Genomic DNA, 15,584 nt, shown 5'->3' on the forward strand with positions numbered 1-15,584 from the left:
TCCGGAGTGAATGCGGTCTCCCGCCGCCGCGGCATGTGGTCGGGTGCGGTCGCGCGAGGCTGATCGCGGACGTTTCGCACCGGTCGGCTGCGCTCGTTCCTCGACGGTTGGCGGTCGAACCGCACCCGCGCGGCCCCGGCGAAAGCCCCCCTACGTCAGCTTCACCCGTGCCGCGACGAAGCGGTGCAGGGCCGGGGCCAGTCGGCTGAAGTGGTACTGCAGGTGGGCTTCCGGGGTGACCGGCACGATGTCGCGATGACGTTCCACCGCGCGCACGATCCGGTCGGCGACCTTCTCGGGGCCGTAGCCGCGCTTGCGGTACAGCGCGTCGTAGCGGGCCTGCTTCGCGGCCTCGGCGTCGTCGGACAGGCCCGAGAACTTCGTTGTCGCAACGATATTCGTGTGCACGATGCCGGGGCAGATGGTGTGCACCTCGATACCCTTGCCGGCCAGTTCGGCGCGCAGGCAGTCGGAGAACATGAAGACCGCGGACTTGCTGGTCGAGTAGGCGCTGAAACCCTGCTGTGGGCTGTAGGCGGCCATGCTGGACAGGTTGACGATATGTCCGCCGAGTCCCCGCTCGGCCATGGCGGCGCCGAAGGTGCGGCAGCCGTTGACCACACCGCCGAGGTTCACCCGCAGCACCCGGTCGAATTCGGCGGCGGAGGTGTCGAAGAAGTCTCCGGCCTGGCCGATGCCGGCGTTGTTGATCAGGATGTCGGGCACGCCGTGGGCGGCGATCACCGTGCTCGCGTGTTCGCTCATCGCCGCTTCGTCGGAGACGTCGACGGCGTAGGCGTGGGCACTGCCACCGGCCGCTGTGATCAGTTCGACGGTCTCCTTGGCAGCATCCAGGTTCAGATCCGACAGGACGACCTCGGCGCCGCGGCGAGCGAAGGCCAGCGCCGTTTCCCGGCCGATGCCGCTGCCGCCGCCGGTGATCACGACCAGCCGATCGGTGAACGGCCCGGCCTGCGCACCGACCTCGGCGCGGCGCAGCGTGCGCGGATAGTCACCGGTGTCGACGGCCGTGGCGAGTTCGGTGGCCGAGGTGGCCAGCAGCTCCGGATGGGAGAACGGCAGCCAGTGCCCGCCCGCGATCTCGCGCCGGAACAGCCGATCGGTCCACTTCGATGTGTCGTCGTACCCGGCCGGACGCACGGCGATGTCGCGGCGGGCGATGACCAGCTGCACCGGAACCTCGGTGTGCCGCTCGCGCGGGCCGAGCATGCGCGGCACGATGTTGGCGCGGTAGATCCGCATCCCGTCGAAGAAGTCCTGGCGGAACGCCGGGCCGAGTTTGACGTTCTCCGGCGAGGTTTCGTTCATCACGCCGATGAACCGCTTCCACACCTTCTCCGACGACAGCGGCCGCATCACCGCCTTGTTCAGCCCCGGCGTCATGAACAGGAAGGTGTAGGCGGACGACAGCAACTGCGTGGCCGGCCCCCACACCGCGCCGCGGCCCATCCGATTCCGGGTCCACTTCGCCAGGTGGTCGAGATTCGGGCCGGACACGGAGGTGAACGAGGCCACCCGGGTGGCGGCCTGCGGCTCGCACACCGCCTCCCACACCTGGACCGAACCCCAGTCGTGGGCGAGCACGTGCACCGGCCGGTCCGGGCTCACCACGTCGGCGACCGCGTAGAAGTCGGAGGCGAAGCGGTCCAGTCCGTAATCCTCGGTGCGATCGGTGCGGGTGGAGCGGCCGTGGCCGCGGGTGTCGTAGGCGACGACGTGAAAACGCCCGGCCAGCAGGGGAATCACGCGATCCCACAGGTGATGGTCGTCGGGCCAGCCGTGCACGAGCAGCATGGTCGGGGCGGCGGGATCGCCGTATTCGTAGACGGCGATATCGAATTCACCGTTGCGGACGAAATGTTCGGTGTCCGGGACGGGCGCGGTGTCGGTCACGAGAATCTCCTCGAGGAGGGGGCCAGTGGATGTCAGAGGTCGAGCACCAAACGTTCACCCGCACACCGTGATACGCAGATGAGCAGTTCGCCCTCGGTGCGCTCGGCGGGGGTGAGGACGGTGTCGCGATGATCGGGCTGCCCGTCGAGTACCCGGACCTTGCAGGTGCGGCAGAAACCCTGCCGGCAGGAGTAGGCGATATCGGGCCGGACACGCAGCACTTCGTCGAGTACCGTGCGGTCGGCGGGAATGTCGAGCACCTCACCGGTGCGGGCGAGTTCGACGCGGAACGGCTTTCCGTCGACCACCGGCGCGGCGGAGAAGCGCTCGGAATACAGTTCCACGCCGGGCATTTCGCGCACCGCCGCGGCGATCGCCGAGGTCATCGGGACCGGTCCGCAGCAGTAGACCGAGGTGTCGACGCCGACGCCGGGCAGCAGATCCGCCGCCGTCGGCAGACCGCCGTCGTCGTCGGTGCGCACCGTGACCCGGCTGCCGAAGGATTCGATCTCGGCGAGGAACGGGATGGTGTCGCGGCTGCGGCCGGTGTACACCATGGTCCAGTCCACGCCCAGCCGATGCGCCATCCGCACCATCGGCAGAATCGGCGTGATCCCGATGCCGCCTGCGACGAAATGTACACGGGCAGCGGAGGATCCGTGGCCGGGCAGGACGAACGGGAAGGCGTTGCGAGGCCCGCGGATCGTGAGTTCGGCGCCGACCCCGAGGTCGTCGTGCACCTCGACCGAACCACCGAGCCCGCCCGGTATCCGGCGCACCGCGACCCGATAGTGATACCGATCGGCGGGGTCACCGCACAGCGAGTACTGCCGCAACCGGCCCGAGGGCAGTTCCAGGTCCAGATGGGCGCCCGGACGCCAGGTCGGCAGCGCGCTGCCGTCGGTGGCGCGCAGCACCAGGCTCACCACGTCCGCGTCGTGGGCCTCGATCCGCCGCTCGACCACCCGCACCCGCACGCGGCCGCTGTCGACGGCGCCGGTCACCGGACGCCGGTGGATCAGCGACGCCCACCGCATCCGCGCCTCCGCGACCGCGCCGATGATGCGGATCGGCCGGTCGCAACCGCGCCCGCCGTAGAGGTCGGGCGGTAGTTCGGCGGGGACGGGCCTGCGCGTCGTCACGACGCGAGTGCCTGTGCCGCAGGCGATTTCGCCAGATACGCGACGGCCTGCGCGGTCGATCCGACCGAGGCCGGGGTGTATCCGGGTTTGGCCACCGACAGCGCCGACCACAGCAGCGAGGGAATTCCGGGCAGCGCACCCCGCCACATCGCGCCGAGCGCCTTGCCCACGATGCGTGGATACCCCATGTCCGGCAGCTCGGTGTCCTGGTGCACCAGATATTTGGTGCCGCGCAGCAGCAGCGCCACGAAGATCGGGAAGGTGATCGCCATCAGCGCGCAGCGGCGCATGTAGCCGACCTCGAAGTAGGTGGCGACATCGTGGGCGACGAAGCGGTGTTCGACCTCTTCGGCGCCGTGCCAGCGATAGAGGTCGAGCATGTTGGGCGCGGCGTCGAACCGCTCCAGATCGGCGTTGATGATCCAATCGCCGAGGAAGGCGAAGAAATGCTCGAGGGTGGCGATGAAGCCCAGCCGTTCGACCAGGGTCTGGAACTCCTCGCGCGGTGACTGCCCGTCCCGCGGGCCCAGCGCCTTGCGGAAGATGTATTCCATCTGCCGCGCGTAGCTGTCGACGTCGACGCCGTGGGCGCGGAACACCTGTTGCAGCGAATCGTTGTGGGTTTCGGCGTGCATGGCCTCCTGCCCCATGAAGCCGATGACCTGTTCCCGCAGCTTCTCGTCCTTGATCAGCGGCAGCGCCTCGGAGAAGGTCTGGATGAACATCCGCTCGCCCTCGGGCAGCAGCAGGTTGAGCGAGTTGAACACATGCGAGGCGATGGGTTCGGCGGCCAGCCAGTGCAGCGGCGTGGCTCGCCAGTCGAACTGCACGTTGCGCGCGTGCAGCGCCACCTCACCGGGATCGCCCACGCCACGATTGCGCATGGGAAGTAACTTCATTGGTACTCCTGGTCGTCATCTCGGCCATCGGTTCCGGCCGCACCGGCACCGTTGCTACAGCAGCGTAGCAATTATTCGGCGGTAAGCGACACCCTGAGTACCACATAAATTCTAGCCGCCGGAGCGAATCACCGCGGGGTTCTCGGCCAGGTGTAGGTGTGACCGTCGGCATCCAGGGTGGTCACCTTGGTGAAGACATTGCCCGGCCGCGCGACGTCGGTCAGCGTGAGATGCACCTTTTTGGTGACGTACTTACCGGCGGCGCAGTTGGGCTCACAGGTGTTGTCCCGTTCGATCCCGTCGCCCTGGGCCTGATCCGGCCCCCAGCTCTGCCACACGATCTGTTCCACCTGGGCGCCCAGATCTGCGCAGGCGAGGATCATGTTCGCCGGCCGGACCGCCGGCTTACTGAAGGAACAGTCGATAACTTCCGGGACCGTGCTGGTGGTGGTCGCCTTCGGCGCGACCGAGTCGGCCGGGCGTGCGTTGCCGGAGTCGGACGAGCCGCAGCCGGCCAGTATCAGCAGGGCGGCAGCCGCGGCCGCGCCGAACAGCGGACGGCTACCGCGCCGAATCGTGTCACCGTTCATGTCAGTCCCCAGATCTCGTCGAACTCCACCCGCCGCCCGTGGGCGTGTCTCACAAACCTAGTGGATCGCTTCGGCGGGCGGGCGCTCGCAGCACCGGCGCAAACGCGCAATCCGCACCCCTTGCCACGCGCTCCCACCGCCACGGTTCCGCCGGGCGTCCCCACCGATGCCGGATCGCGACCGCCCGGCCGGATTCACCGGGCCGACTACTCGCCCACCGTCGCGTCCGGATCCAGGTGGTCCGCCGCCCACGCCCACAGCGGTTCCAGCGCCCGCACGAGTTCACTTCCGGCCGTGGACAATTCGTAGGCCTTGTCGGCGCGTTTGACGATCACACCGGCGCCTTGCAGGGTCTGCAGCCGCACCGAGAGCATGCTCGAGGAGCAGTTGTCCATGCGCCGGCGCAGTTCGAGGAAACCGAGCGGTCCCGGCGCCAGTTCCCAGACGATGCGCAGCATCCAGCGCTGCCCCAGCAGCGCCATCGCCGCCTGCGGGCCACCCTCGCGCTCTCTTGCACTTCTCATTTCGAACCACCATAGTGATTCTGAAATAGAAGCAACGAGTGGGAGTACCGGGTGGATTCACAACGCATCGTGTTGATCACCGGCGCTTCCCGCGGTATCGGGGCGCAGACCGCCCGGATTCTCGCGGGGCGCGGCGATCACGTCGTCCTGAACTATCGCGAGAAGCGCAGGCGGGCAAGCGATCTCGCCGAGGCGATCGCGGCGGACGGTGGTGTGGCCACGCCGGTGGGCGCCGACCTGTCCGATCCCGAGGCGGCGGCGGCCATGATCGAGGAGATCCGCACCCGGTTCGGGCGGCTGGACGTGCTGATCCTCAACGCCTCCGGCGGGCTGGAACACGGCGCGGCGCCCGATTACGCGATGTCGATCAACCGGGACGCCCAAGTGCGGCTGGTCCGCCTGGCGCTACCGCTGCTGGCCCCGGGATCACGCATCGTGTTCGTCACCAGCCACCAGGCGCACTTCCACGGCCGCAAACCCACCCCGCCGGACTACGAGCCCATCGCGCTGAGCAAGCGGGCGGGTGAGGACGCGCTGCGCGCGATGATCGGCGAATTCCACTCGCGCGGTATCGGTTTCACGGTCGTATCGGGCGACATGATCGAGGGCACCATCATCGTGCGCCTCCTCGAACGCCGCGATCCGGACGCGGTGGCGGCGCGGACCGAGCACGGCGCGCTGCCGACGATCGACGAGTTCGCGACCGCGATCGCCGATGCCACCACGGCCGACACCGAGCCCGGGCACACCGTCTATGTCGGCGGGGCCGACTACCTGGCCACCGCGCCCGATCCGGCTACCTGATCGCCGGACGCGAAGTCGGCGGAACCGCCACGGCCACGCTCCGACCCCTCGCTGCGAAGCGACCACCGTGCGCGGACGCTCACCCGTTGGCGTGGTCGAACCACTGGTACGGGATCGACCAATCCCATTCGGCCTCCGCTGCTTCGGCGTCGTGGTAGTCGTCGACGTGGCATTCGTTCAGGTAGACCGGAACCATCGCGCCGAATCCCGCACCCAGTGCGGACAATCCGTCCAGCACACAGCGCCACAGAGCGGACTTCTCGAGTCGGTGCACCGGAATCGACCTCCTTGTCGCACTCGGCGAGCGCTCCGGGGCGACGCGGTCGCCCTCGGCGCCTTCGCCGACCAACGCTGTGGGGCAAAACGGTACGCCCGGCAGGCCCCGGGCGTGTCCGGTTTCGGCAATCTTCACAGCAGACCCGCCGCGGTCAGATCCCGGACGTATTTGCCGATCAATTCCCGGCTCAGATGCGGGATGTCGCCGTCCGGGCCGGTTCCCGCCGCACGCACCGCGGCTCGGAACCGCTCGGCCGGCAGCGCCGATCCCGCGATGGCCGGGGCCGGGCGGCGGAAGGCGTGCAGCAACGGCAGTACCGAATGCCGCCGCTGCCGTTCGGGCAGGGCGCGCAGTGCGGTCTCGAACCGCCCCAGCCAGTCGGCGTAGTCGGTGATGCGCGTGATGCGGTGACCGTCGTCGACCAGCCAGTCGACGAAGGTGTCCAGGCCGATGCCGTCGTCGTGCGGGTTGAGCACATCGAAGGTCTCGAATCCGCCGTCGGCGCCGGGACCGAGCGCGGTGATCGCGGCGGCGGTGAAGTCCGCGGGCAGGCCGTCGTAGTGAGCGCGGGCGCGACTCCCGTCGGCGGCGGGGCGGTAGAACGATTCCGGCGCGAGACCGGTGGCGAGCACGCTGAGCAGCAACCGCGTGAACATATCGGGCAGATTGAACTGCCCGGCGAATTCGCTGTGCGCGAGGATCATGTCCGACCGGAAGACCGCGACCGGCAGCCCGCACAGGTCGTGCGCCTCGCGCAGCAACACCTCACCGGCCCATTTGCTGTTGCCGTACCCGTTGGCGTAGCCGCCGTCGATGACCCGCTCGGGGCTGGTCCCGCGAATATCGCCGTCCTCGGTGAAGTGGTCGACCTGGGAGGCCACCGCGACGGTGGACAGATAGGTCACCGGTTTGCGGCGCGCGGTGATCGCCAGGCGGACGACCTCGGCCGTACCGACCACGTTCGGCCCGAACAGCTGGTCGTAGGGCAGGACGTGATTGACCAGCGCCGCCGAGTGCACCACCAGGTCGACGGTTTCGGTGAGTTCGCGCCACCGGTCATCGTCCAGTCCGAAGTTCGGTTCGGCGATGTCGCCCGGCAGGACGGTCAGCCGCCGTTGCGCGAGCTCCCGATATCGTTGCAGCAGAACGGGATCCCCGCTGTCGAACGCCTCGTCCAGGCGCGCCCGCGCGGCTTCGGCGTCACGGCCGCGGATCACACAGATCAGCGTGCCGTCGCAGGCGTCGAGCCGGTCCAGCCATTCCAGGCACAGGAACCGGCCGAGGTAGCCGTTGGCCCCGGTCAGCAGCACCGTGCGCGGCGGGCTCGACGCGGGCGGCAGAGACTTGGCGGCGGTGAGGGTTTCGTGGTCGATGAACGCGTCGAGGGTCAGATCCGCGGCCCGTACGCGGGTGCCGGGCCCGTGCACGGTGGCGAGCGTGGGGCGGCGGCCGCCCTCGTGCCGTTCGTCGTCGATGTATTCGGCCAAGCGCCGCAACGTATTCGCCGGATGGACGATGGTGCCCACCGGCACCTCCACGCCGAACAGTTCGGTCAGCAGATTCGACAGCGACAGCGCCGACAGCGAATCGCCACCGAGGTCGGTGAAATGCGCCTCGGGCCGGATATCGGTGCTCGCGCAGCCCAGCAGGGCCCGCGCGGCCCGGCCGACCGTCTCCAGCACGGGGCGGTCCGCGGCGCCGTGACGCAGTGCGGCCAGTTCGTCGGCCTGTTCCCGCGACAGTTCGGCGTAGAGCTGCTCCAGGCGCTCGCCGTAGCGCTGCTTCAGCTTGGGCCGCAACAACTTTCCGATTCCCGACAGCAGGCCGTCGTCCTGGGTGAACGGTTCGGTCTCGAGCAGGAAGTCGCGCGGAATCTCGTAACTGTCGAGCCCGGCCTCCTTCGCCAGCTGCTGCAGCGATTCGGCCAGTGCCGCACGGGGATCGGGGAGCGTCAGTGCCTCCTCGGACGGCACGATCACCGCGAGCAGATAGGCGCGTTCGCTGCTGCCGTAGACGAAGATCTGGCGGATCAGCGCACTGGTGGAGAACACCGATTCCAGCTTCGCCACGGTGACGAACTCGCCCTGCGACAGCTTGAGCACGTTGTTGCGGCGATCGACGTAGACCAGATGGTCGGGGCCGAGTTCGGCGACCACGTCACCGGTGCGGTAGAAGCCGTCCGCGTCGAACATCTCCGCCGTGATCTCGGGGCGTTTGAAGTAGCCCGGGAACATGGTGGTGGTCTTGAGCAGCAGTTCCCCGCGCGGATGCGGCCGGTCGGTGCCGAAGTAGCCGAGTTCGGGCACGTCGACCAGTTTGTAGTCCAGGACCGGTGGGCGCCGGACCACGTTGTCGACGATGACGCTGCCGCCGGCCTCGGTGGAACCGTATCCGTCGTGCAGGCCGATGCCGAGGACGGATTCCATGAAGGCGCGCATCTCCGGCACCAGCGGCGCACTGGCACACATCGCGCCGAGGAAGCGGCCACCCAGAAGCCGTTCGCGCAGTGCGGTTTTCACCTCGTCCTCGACGACGACGCGCTCACGGCCGGCCGCGACCCGGGCCTCCACCTCGCCCTGATGGTGTTGCAGCAGCATCTCGCAGACGCGCGGCACGAAAACCAGTTCGGTGGGGCGGGTCAGCTCCAGATCCTCGAACAGCGTCGACATATCGCTGCGTGCGGTGAAGTAGGCGGTGCCCCCGCGGGCGAGCGTGCCGCCCAGTTGCAGGCGCCCGGCCACATGGCTGAGCGGCAGATAGTTGAGGGTGATCGCGGGCACCGGCGCCTTTCCGGTGTACAACCACATGGCGGCGGCCAGACGGTCGGTGTACATGGCGCCCTTGGGCGTTCCGGTGCTGCCGGAGGTGTAGACGAGCAGCGACAACGGGTCGTCGCCGGGCACGCCCGCGAGCGGTACGGCCGGGAGGGCGAGACCGTGCTCGACGAGGTCGTGCAGCGATTCGAGCGTGATCTCGCGACCGGATTCGGCCAGCCGGGCGCGAGCCGCCGCGACCGCCGCGCGTTCGGCATCGTCGTCGGCGCTGTCGAAGACGACCAGCTGCCCGATCGTCACACTCGCGAGCGCGGCCTCGACGGCGGCGTCGAGCAGTTCGGCGCTGCAGGCCAGCACCCGCGCCTCGGTCTCCGCGATGATCGAATGCCATTGCGCGACAGCGGCAGTGGCCTGCAGCGGCACCGCCACGGTGCCGAGCCGCACGCCCGCGAGGTCGACGGTGACGTAATCGCTGCTGACGAATCCGACGGTGCACACGAAATCCCCGGCCCGCAGCCCCGCCGCCTGCCAGGCACTCGCCAGCGCACCGGCGCGCGACCACAGCTGCCGATAGCTCAGCGTCTCGAATCGCGGCAGCAGCCGCCACACCCGGCGCCCCTCGGCATCGACGACGATTTCACCGGACCGCTGCCCGACGGCCGGACGGTCGGCGTACGCGGTCATGACCGTGTCGATCAGTTCGGCCAGCCGCAGCCCGGGACGCGCGAGTGCGGCGCTGACGTCCGCATCCGGCCAGGCCGCGCGCATCTCGTCGTCGGCCATCGCCGCCGCGAGGCGCCGTTTACGCTCGGCCTTCTGCACGTCATCGGGCATGGGTGGGTCTCCCTGGGTCGTCAACCGGCGGACGAGTCGTCGCCCACGCGCCACTGTAGCGCGCATCACGGTTAACTTAGCTCCGCTAACTACCCGTTCGTCAAGCCTTCGCGGCAACAATTCGCTACACCGTGACGGAAACGGCTACTCACATTGCGCCACCGTCAGCTGTCTTGCAGGTCCGGCGCGAAGACGTCCTCGACCTTCCGACGCCGCGAGGAGAGCCCGCGCTCGAAGTGATAGCGCAGGAAATGTCGCGCGCGGTGCGGTTGGCCGCGATGCCAGAGGGCCACGGGTCGTCGCCGAACTGCGCGATGTTGTGTTCGACCACTGCGTTCGCCCACGGAACCATCGTCCGGACCTGATGGACCCGGCGCTCGCGGCGGTAATATTCGGCGGCCGATTCCCTCGCCGCGGAGAAGAGCCGAAATACCTCGCGCGCGAGACGCGGACGTTCGCACAGCAGGTCCCTGCGGACGACGATCGTGTGCATCATCGGAAAGATTCCGGTGCGCCGGTGATAGTCGCGTGCCGGCGGCTCGAAGTCAGGAAACAGGCGCGCGACATTCGGCGATCCGTCGAGCAGGCACTGCGGGACGTTCGCCGAGAACAGTCGATCTCCCAGCGGTTGCGCTCCGGCCGCGCGCAGCCCGCTGCTCCGGAGTTCGTCCAGGTCGCCGCGGACGGCTACGGCGCCTGAGCGACCGCCGGTCAGGGTTCCGGGATGTCGATGCCGAAGGTTTCCAGGGTGACGTCGGCGGGTTCGGGGCCGCCGCGCTGTCCGGTGTCGAGGGCATCGATCGCCGCGAGCTCGGCACCGGTGAGGTCGAAGTCGAAGACGTCGAAGTTCTCGGCGATGCGTTGCGGCCGTGTCGATTTGGGGATGACCGAGCGGCCCTGTTGCAGGCCCCAGCGCAACATCACCTGGGCCGGCGTCTTCGCGTGCGCCTCGGCTATCGCGGTGATGACCGGGTCGTCGAGGGTGCTGGTGTGTCCGCTGTCGCGGTAGAAGGTGATGCCACCGATCGGCGACCAGGCCTGGGTGAGAATTCCGTACTCGTCGTCGGCGGCGAGGACGTCGGGCTGGCGGAAATACGGATGCACCTCGATCTGATTCACCGCCGGGACCACGGAGGTCTGCTTCAGCAGATTCTCGAGGTGCTCGCGCATGAAGTTGCTGACCCCGATCGCACGGACGCGACCGTCGGCGAGCAACTGCTCCAGCGCACGGTAGGCGTCGACGGTGAGATCGAATCGCGAGGGCAGGGCCTGATGCAGGATCAGCAGATCGATCCGGTCGACACCGAGTTTGCCGGCACTCTTGTCGAACGCGTGCAACGTCGCGTCGTAACCGAAGTCGCTGATCCAGATCTTGGTCTCGATGAAGACCTCGGAACGGTCCACGCCCGAGCCCCGGATCGCCTCCCCCACCTCGCGTTCGTTCCCGTAGGCCGCCGCGGTGTCGATATGCCGATACCCGGTCGCCAGCGCGGCATCGACCGCCGCGGCCGTCTCGTCGGGCGGCGTCTGGAAGACCCCCAGCCCGATCGCGGGCATCCGGACGCCATTGTTCAGGGTCAGCAGCGGTGTAGTCGTCATGTCCAGGTCCTACCCCCGATGTGGCGGGTAAACGTGTCGGCGCCTGTGGACAGGTGCGGAGGTGAACTGATCGTGCAAACCGCGGCGAAATGTGGCGATTTCCGTCATCGGCGGCGAGGTTTGCACGAAAAGTTCAGCCGGACGCGGGATCGGCGGGGCTCACAGCGTGGCACTATCGTGAACGGCCTGACTATCGCACGGGGGTAGACCATGGATGTGGTGCGAGCGCGGCATATTGCGCGTCCCGATGTAGACCTGTACGGGGACGAGGTCGGCGATGGGCCGACGGTGGTCTTGCTGCATGCCGGGGGTGAGCGGCGGCAGGTGTGGGATCCCGTCGTGGAGCGACTTGTCGAGGACGGATTACGGTGTGTCGCTTTCGATCAGCGCGGCCACGGCGACAGCGGCGGGTCACTCAGGAGGCTGGACGAGTGCGCGGGCGATATTGCCGCGATAGTCGATGCGGAACCCGGATGCGTGCTCGTCGGTGCCTCACTGGGTGGGCTCGCCGCCGTTGCGGCACTGGGCGATCCGCGTACCCGGGCGAAGGTCACGGGGCTGGTTCTGGTGGATGTGGTGCCCAATCTCGATGCGGGCCGGGTGCGGCGCTTTCTCGATGCCGGTGGCCTGTCGGATGTCTACCCGGACTTCATCGACGATGTCCTGGTCCACGTCCCGGGACTGCGGCAGATCACCGCACAACTGGATATCCCCATCCTTCTGATCCGTGCCGATCGGGTCTCATCGCTCACCGACGTCGAGGCGGACGGGTTGCTCCAGCTGGCTCCGCATGCCATGGTGACCCGGATTCCGGGCGCCGGGCATCTCGTCGCCCGCGATCAGCCGGAGGCGTTGGCACAGACCATCGCGGATCGCACGACACCGTGGCCGGCGCTGGCGCTGCTGCGCGAACTCGGCGCCGCCCGGGTGGAGCATCCCGGTGGGGATCTCCTCGATCATCTCGAGCGGGTGCGGCAACTGGTCGCGGACCTGGGCGGAGGTAACCGGGTTCGGCTGGCCGCACTCACCCACGCCACCTACGGGACGGACGGCTTCGCACACTCGCTGCTGTCACCCGACCGGCGATCACGTCTGCGCGCGGCAATCGGTCACGACGCGGAGGCTCTGGTCTACCGCTACGGCGCGTGCGACCGGGCCGAGACCTATCCCCACCTCGGCGCCACCCCACTTCCGATCACCGACCGCTTCACCGGCGAGGTGGTCGCCGTAGCCGGCACCGATCTCGCGGACTTCGCACTTCTCACCGTCGCCAACGAACTCGACGTGGTGCGCCATGCCGCGCTGACCGCCGAAACCGTTGACGGGATCCGGGCTCTCATCACCGCGTGCGCGACCTACGTGCCCGATGCCGCCGCTCGGGCCCTCGCCGACCGGCACCTCCGCTGAGAACGGACCCGACTCGAATTGCGTTGTGTCAGTTGGGGGTGAACTTTTCGTGCAAACCTCGGGGAAATATGCGGGTTTCCGTCGATGTGGGCGAGGTTTGCACGAAAAGTTCAGGCAAACCAACGTCCGGGCCCCCCACCGAACGTCACTCACCCGGTGCGCCCTCACCGCCGGACGAATACGCAAGCACTCCCGAAGCCCAAGGGAGAGAAGCACTTCGGGGGTTCCCGAACCGTAGTGAGCGGAGGTGGCTACGCCCGATCGAACCGGCCGCGCTGGACGCTGGTGGTGAAGGAGGACCATTCGGCGGGAGTGAAGATCAGAGCCGGGCCGGTGGGGTTCTTCGAATCGCGAACGCCCACACCCTCGTTGAGGAACGCAACCTCGACGCAGTCCTTGCTCGCGCCCGAGAAGCTCGACTTGAACCACTTCGCCCCGGACAAGTCGTTGCTCATGACAGACGCTCCTTGGTCGATGATGCCGAAACAGGCTGGGAGGCTGAACAATTAGTGTCCCATGAGATCGACGGCCGGGGCACCCCTCGGCGTCATACCTCCTGCCAAGAGAGGCTTCGGACGGCAGAACCCCCGAAGGATCGACCTTCGGGGGTTCTCGGGGCTGTTACGCGATACCTCAGGCGTGGTCGAAGTCGCCGTGCCGAACGCCTGCGGTGAACGCGGACCATTCGGAAGGAGTGAAGATCAGGGCGGGACCGGTCGGGTTCTTCGAATCACGAACGCCCACACCGTCATTGAGAAACGCCACCTCGACGCACTCCTTGCTCGCCCCCGAGCGGCTTGATTTGAACCACTTCGCCGTGGACAGATCGTTGCTCATGGCACGCTCCTATGCCTGGTCGAAGTCACCCTGCTCTACGCTCGCGGTGAACGTGGACCACTCCGAGGGGGTGAAGATCAGGGCGGGACCGGTCGGGTTCTTCGAATCACGAACGCCGACACCAGCATCGAGGAACGCCACCTCGACACAGTCCTTGGTCGATCCCGAGAAGCTTGACTTGAACCACTTAGCCCCGGACAGGTCGTTGCTCACGGCATGCGCTCCTTGATCAGTGCTATGGAATCACCTTCGGTCAACGCTACACGACGAATCTCCCTAAGCGCTGGCAAATATCGCTGCAGCTCAGCCTCCCGTTCCAGGTAGAGGTCACCCGCCCAACCCTCCACGTACACGATCGGAGGCTGAGCCAGCCCGGATATCAGGTCTGGAAACTCCAACAAGGTGAACGAACCGACGTACGAACCGAGAGCGCTCGATGCGGTGAATGGGACGACACGGATGCTGATATTCGGCCGCTCGGACAGCGATACGAAGAACTTCAACTGTTCGCGGATCACCGCCTCACCTCCCACCTGGTCAGCCAGCACGGCCTCGTGCAGAAGGGCCGTGATACGCACGTTCGCATCGCCCAATCGCTCCTGCCGATGCGTCTGCCACTCGATCCGGCGTTCCAGTTGCTCCCCCGGAAGATCGGGATGTTCAGCCCACGCCAAAGCCCGGCGATAGTCCGGCGTCTGCAGCAATCCCGGCACGATGGTCGTCTTCCAGATCGTCAGCCGGTCCGCCGCATCCTCCAGCGCCAAGTAGTGGTTGAACCCGGTCGATATCTGGTCCGCATACGCCCTCCACCAACTGGCCGTCACCTTCCCCTCCCGCGAGGCCCGTATCTCCTTCACCAGATCCAGGCAGATGCGCCGCTCCTCGTCGCTCGCCCCGTAGCTGTCGCACAGTGCGTTCACCTGGAGGCTCGTGATTCTCGTCGTCTGCCCCTCTTCGATGCGGCCGATGGTCTGATGTGACGTTTCCGCGATACGCGCGGCCTGGGATTGTCCCATTCCCTTCAGGTTTCGCAGCCGACGCAGTTCGCGCCCCAATGCTCGTTGCGCGAGTGTGCTCCCTGACCCCATGTTGTTAGCTCCCCTATCGATTGTGTCCCGGTTTTCTGGACAGGTCCCCACTGGACAGGTTGCTGGTAGACGAGTTCAAACAATCGGTACGGCAACGGATACCCGAAATCCCCACTATTCGACTACAACTCGTGGCCGAGTCGATGCAACCTCAACGCCGACAACCACTTTCACATCGCAGGGGAAGTATCCACCATGGGACTGCTCAACCACGATCGAATGCCGATCATGACCGTCTCCTACGCGCATATCATCATGCAATTGCACATCGACTGCGCTTTGTGCGTGTGCCCGGTGAAACAGCAGGCGAAGCAGCGGCTGATCGAGGCGAAACACCTGGTGCCGGACTCGGGTCGGGAGTGAGGTCGATGTTCTGGGAATTCGTTCTGCTCATCAGTATTCCGCTCGCTGTGATCGTGCTCGCGGTGTTCTGGCCCGAGCAGATCTCCAAACCCGAATCGCGCGATTCCGTGCGCGCGATCATCGACCGGATCGCGCGCGAAAACCGCGCCGGAGAGGCGAAATACCGTGACCGATACCGCGAATAGCGGCCACTTCCGGACGAAACTGGGGGCATCCTCCGCATGGTGGCGTGTCTGCGACCGCGAACGGGTGGAGATCACGCACTTCACCGATTACGAAACAAGCCTCGGCACCGTATGTTTCGCGAATTTCCGGGTGGTGCGGTACTCGTGCCACGGCGTGGTGTTCATCGACACGCCGAGTTTGGCGCAAGCACATTCCCTTCTTCCGCACTACCACGCACTGTGGTGCGCGGTGAGCGAGGAGTTCCGCCGCCGGTTCGCCTCATGACCGCCGGGTGCCCCGCCGCAGCCCCGGGCAGCACCACACCAGCGTGGGACCCGGAAACCGAACTATCGTCTGGACACCTGTC

Annotated in this window: 18 protein-coding genes; 6 read left to right on the top strand and 12 right to left on the bottom strand. The window is 67.2% G+C overall.

The window, feature by feature from the left end:
- Window positions 1-150: 150 nt before the first annotated feature.
- From RJ03_RS18045 to RJ03_RS18065, 5 genes are all read right to left on the bottom strand, one after another.
- A complete protein-coding gene (locus RJ03_RS18045) occupies window positions 151-1,914 on the bottom strand; it encodes an SDR family oxidoreductase (RefSeq protein ID WP_373281712.1) in 1,764 nt (587 codons plus the stop codon).
- 32 nt (window positions 1,915-1,946) lie between these two features.
- Complete coding sequence (locus RJ03_RS18050) at window positions 1,947-3,056, bottom strand: PDR/VanB family oxidoreductase (RefSeq protein ID WP_036503979.1); 1,110 nt, start codon at window positions 3,054-3,056, stop codon at window positions 1,947-1,949.
- Window positions 3,053-3,955, bottom strand: a complete 903-nt coding sequence (locus RJ03_RS18055) for a metal-dependent hydrolase (protein WP_036503980.1) — start codon at window positions 3,953-3,955, stop codon at window positions 3,053-3,055. Before RJ03_RS18055 ends, RJ03_RS18050 begins: the two co-directional genes overlap by 4 nt.
- A gap of 128 nt (window positions 3,956-4,083) precedes the next feature.
- Entirely contained in the window at window positions 4,084-4,545 is a 462-nt protein-coding gene (locus tag RJ03_RS35085) for a hypothetical protein (RefSeq protein ID WP_051024823.1), read from the bottom strand.
- A gap of 206 nt (window positions 4,546-4,751) precedes the next feature.
- Complete coding sequence (locus RJ03_RS18065) at window positions 4,752-5,069, bottom strand: winged helix-turn-helix transcriptional regulator (protein ID WP_051024824.1); 318 nt, start codon at window positions 5,067-5,069, stop codon at window positions 4,752-4,754.
- Window positions 5,070-5,120: 51 nt separating this feature from the next.
- On the opposite strand from RJ03_RS18065, the gene RJ03_RS18070 reads away from it, so the two are divergent.
- On the top strand, window positions 5,121-5,873 hold the full coding sequence (locus RJ03_RS18070) for an SDR family oxidoreductase (protein ID WP_036503983.1): 753 nt from the start codon (window positions 5,121-5,123) through the stop codon (window positions 5,871-5,873).
- Between the two features lie 79 nt (window positions 5,874-5,952).
- Here RJ03_RS18070 and RJ03_RS18075 read toward each other — a convergent pair whose 3' ends face one another.
- A complete protein-coding gene (locus tag RJ03_RS18075; protein WP_036503984.1) occupies window positions 5,953-6,147 on the bottom strand; it encodes a hypothetical protein in 195 nt (64 codons plus the stop codon).
- 134 nt (window positions 6,148-6,281) lie between these two features.
- Window positions 6,282-9,758 (bottom strand): carboxylic acid reductase, encoded by a 3,477-nt coding sequence (car, locus tag RJ03_RS18080; RefSeq protein WP_036503986.1) that lies wholly within the window; start codon window positions 9,756-9,758, stop codon window positions 6,282-6,284.
- Window positions 9,759-10,122: 364 nt separating this feature from the next.
- On the opposite strand from car, the gene RJ03_RS18085 reads away from it, so the two are divergent.
- A complete protein-coding gene (locus RJ03_RS18085) occupies window positions 10,123-10,458 on the top strand; it encodes a hypothetical protein (protein WP_036503988.1) in 336 nt (111 codons plus the stop codon).
- 11 nt (window positions 10,459-10,469) lie between these two features.
- On the opposite strand, the gene RJ03_RS18090 is transcribed toward RJ03_RS18085, so the two are convergent.
- Entirely contained in the window at window positions 10,470-11,357 is an 888-nt protein-coding gene (locus RJ03_RS18090; RefSeq protein WP_036503990.1) for an aldo/keto reductase, read from the bottom strand.
- 210 nt (window positions 11,358-11,567) lie between these two features.
- Between RJ03_RS18090 and RJ03_RS35090 the strand changes: the two genes are divergently transcribed.
- Window positions 11,568-12,764 carry an alpha/beta fold hydrolase gene (locus RJ03_RS35090; protein WP_051024825.1) on the top strand — a complete coding sequence of 399 codons (1,197 nt, stop codon included), beginning with the start codon at window positions 11,568-11,570 and terminating at the stop codon, window positions 12,762-12,764.
- Between the two features lie 251 nt (window positions 12,765-13,015).
- Here RJ03_RS35090 and RJ03_RS18105 read toward each other — a convergent pair whose 3' ends face one another.
- From RJ03_RS18105 to RJ03_RS18120, 4 genes are all read right to left on the bottom strand, one after another.
- Entirely contained in the window at window positions 13,016-13,219 is a 204-nt protein-coding gene (locus tag RJ03_RS18105) for a DUF397 domain-containing protein (protein WP_036503993.1), read from the bottom strand.
- Window positions 13,220-13,397: 178 nt separating this feature from the next.
- The gene (locus RJ03_RS18110) at window positions 13,398-13,601 is read right to left on the bottom strand and encodes a DUF397 domain-containing protein (RefSeq protein WP_036503995.1); all 204 of its coding nucleotides are present in this window, start codon (window positions 13,599-13,601) and stop codon (window positions 13,398-13,400) included.
- Window positions 13,602-13,610: 9 nt separating this feature from the next.
- Window positions 13,611-13,814: a DUF397 domain-containing protein gene (locus RJ03_RS18115; RefSeq protein WP_036503996.1), complete on the bottom strand. Its 204-nt coding sequence runs from the start codon at window positions 13,812-13,814 to the stop codon at window positions 13,611-13,613.
- Window positions 13,811-14,689, bottom strand: a complete 879-nt coding sequence (locus RJ03_RS18120) for a helix-turn-helix domain-containing protein (protein ID WP_036503997.1) — start codon at window positions 14,687-14,689, stop codon at window positions 13,811-13,813. The genes RJ03_RS18115 and RJ03_RS18120 overlap by 4 nt, the downstream gene beginning before the upstream one ends.
- 195 nt (window positions 14,690-14,884) lie before the next feature.
- Between RJ03_RS18120 and RJ03_RS37780 the strand changes: the two genes are divergently transcribed.
- Genes RJ03_RS37780 through RJ03_RS18130 form a run of 3 tightly spaced genes read left to right on the top strand, consistent with a single transcriptional unit; the run spans window position 14,885 to window position 15,502 of the window.
- Window positions 14,885-15,052, top strand: a complete 168-nt coding sequence (locus RJ03_RS37780) for a hypothetical protein (protein ID WP_167331926.1) — start codon at window positions 14,885-14,887, stop codon at window positions 15,050-15,052.
- A gap of 5 nt (window positions 15,053-15,057) precedes the next feature.
- Complete coding sequence (locus RJ03_RS18125; protein WP_157121733.1) at window positions 15,058-15,237, top strand: hypothetical protein; 180 nt, start codon at window positions 15,058-15,060, stop codon at window positions 15,235-15,237.
- Window positions 15,218-15,502, top strand: coding sequence for a hypothetical protein (locus RJ03_RS18130; protein ID WP_036503999.1), 285 nt, complete (start codon window positions 15,218-15,220; stop codon window positions 15,500-15,502). The genes RJ03_RS18125 and RJ03_RS18130 overlap by 20 nt, the downstream gene beginning before the upstream one ends.
- The last annotated feature ends 82 nt before the right edge of the window (window positions 15,503-15,584 follow it).

Origin of the sequence: Nocardia aobensis NBRC 100429 (assembly GCF_000308375.1) — a bacterium.
Lineage (GTDB): Bacteria > Actinomycetota > Actinomycetes > Mycobacteriales > Mycobacteriaceae > Nocardia > Nocardia aobensis.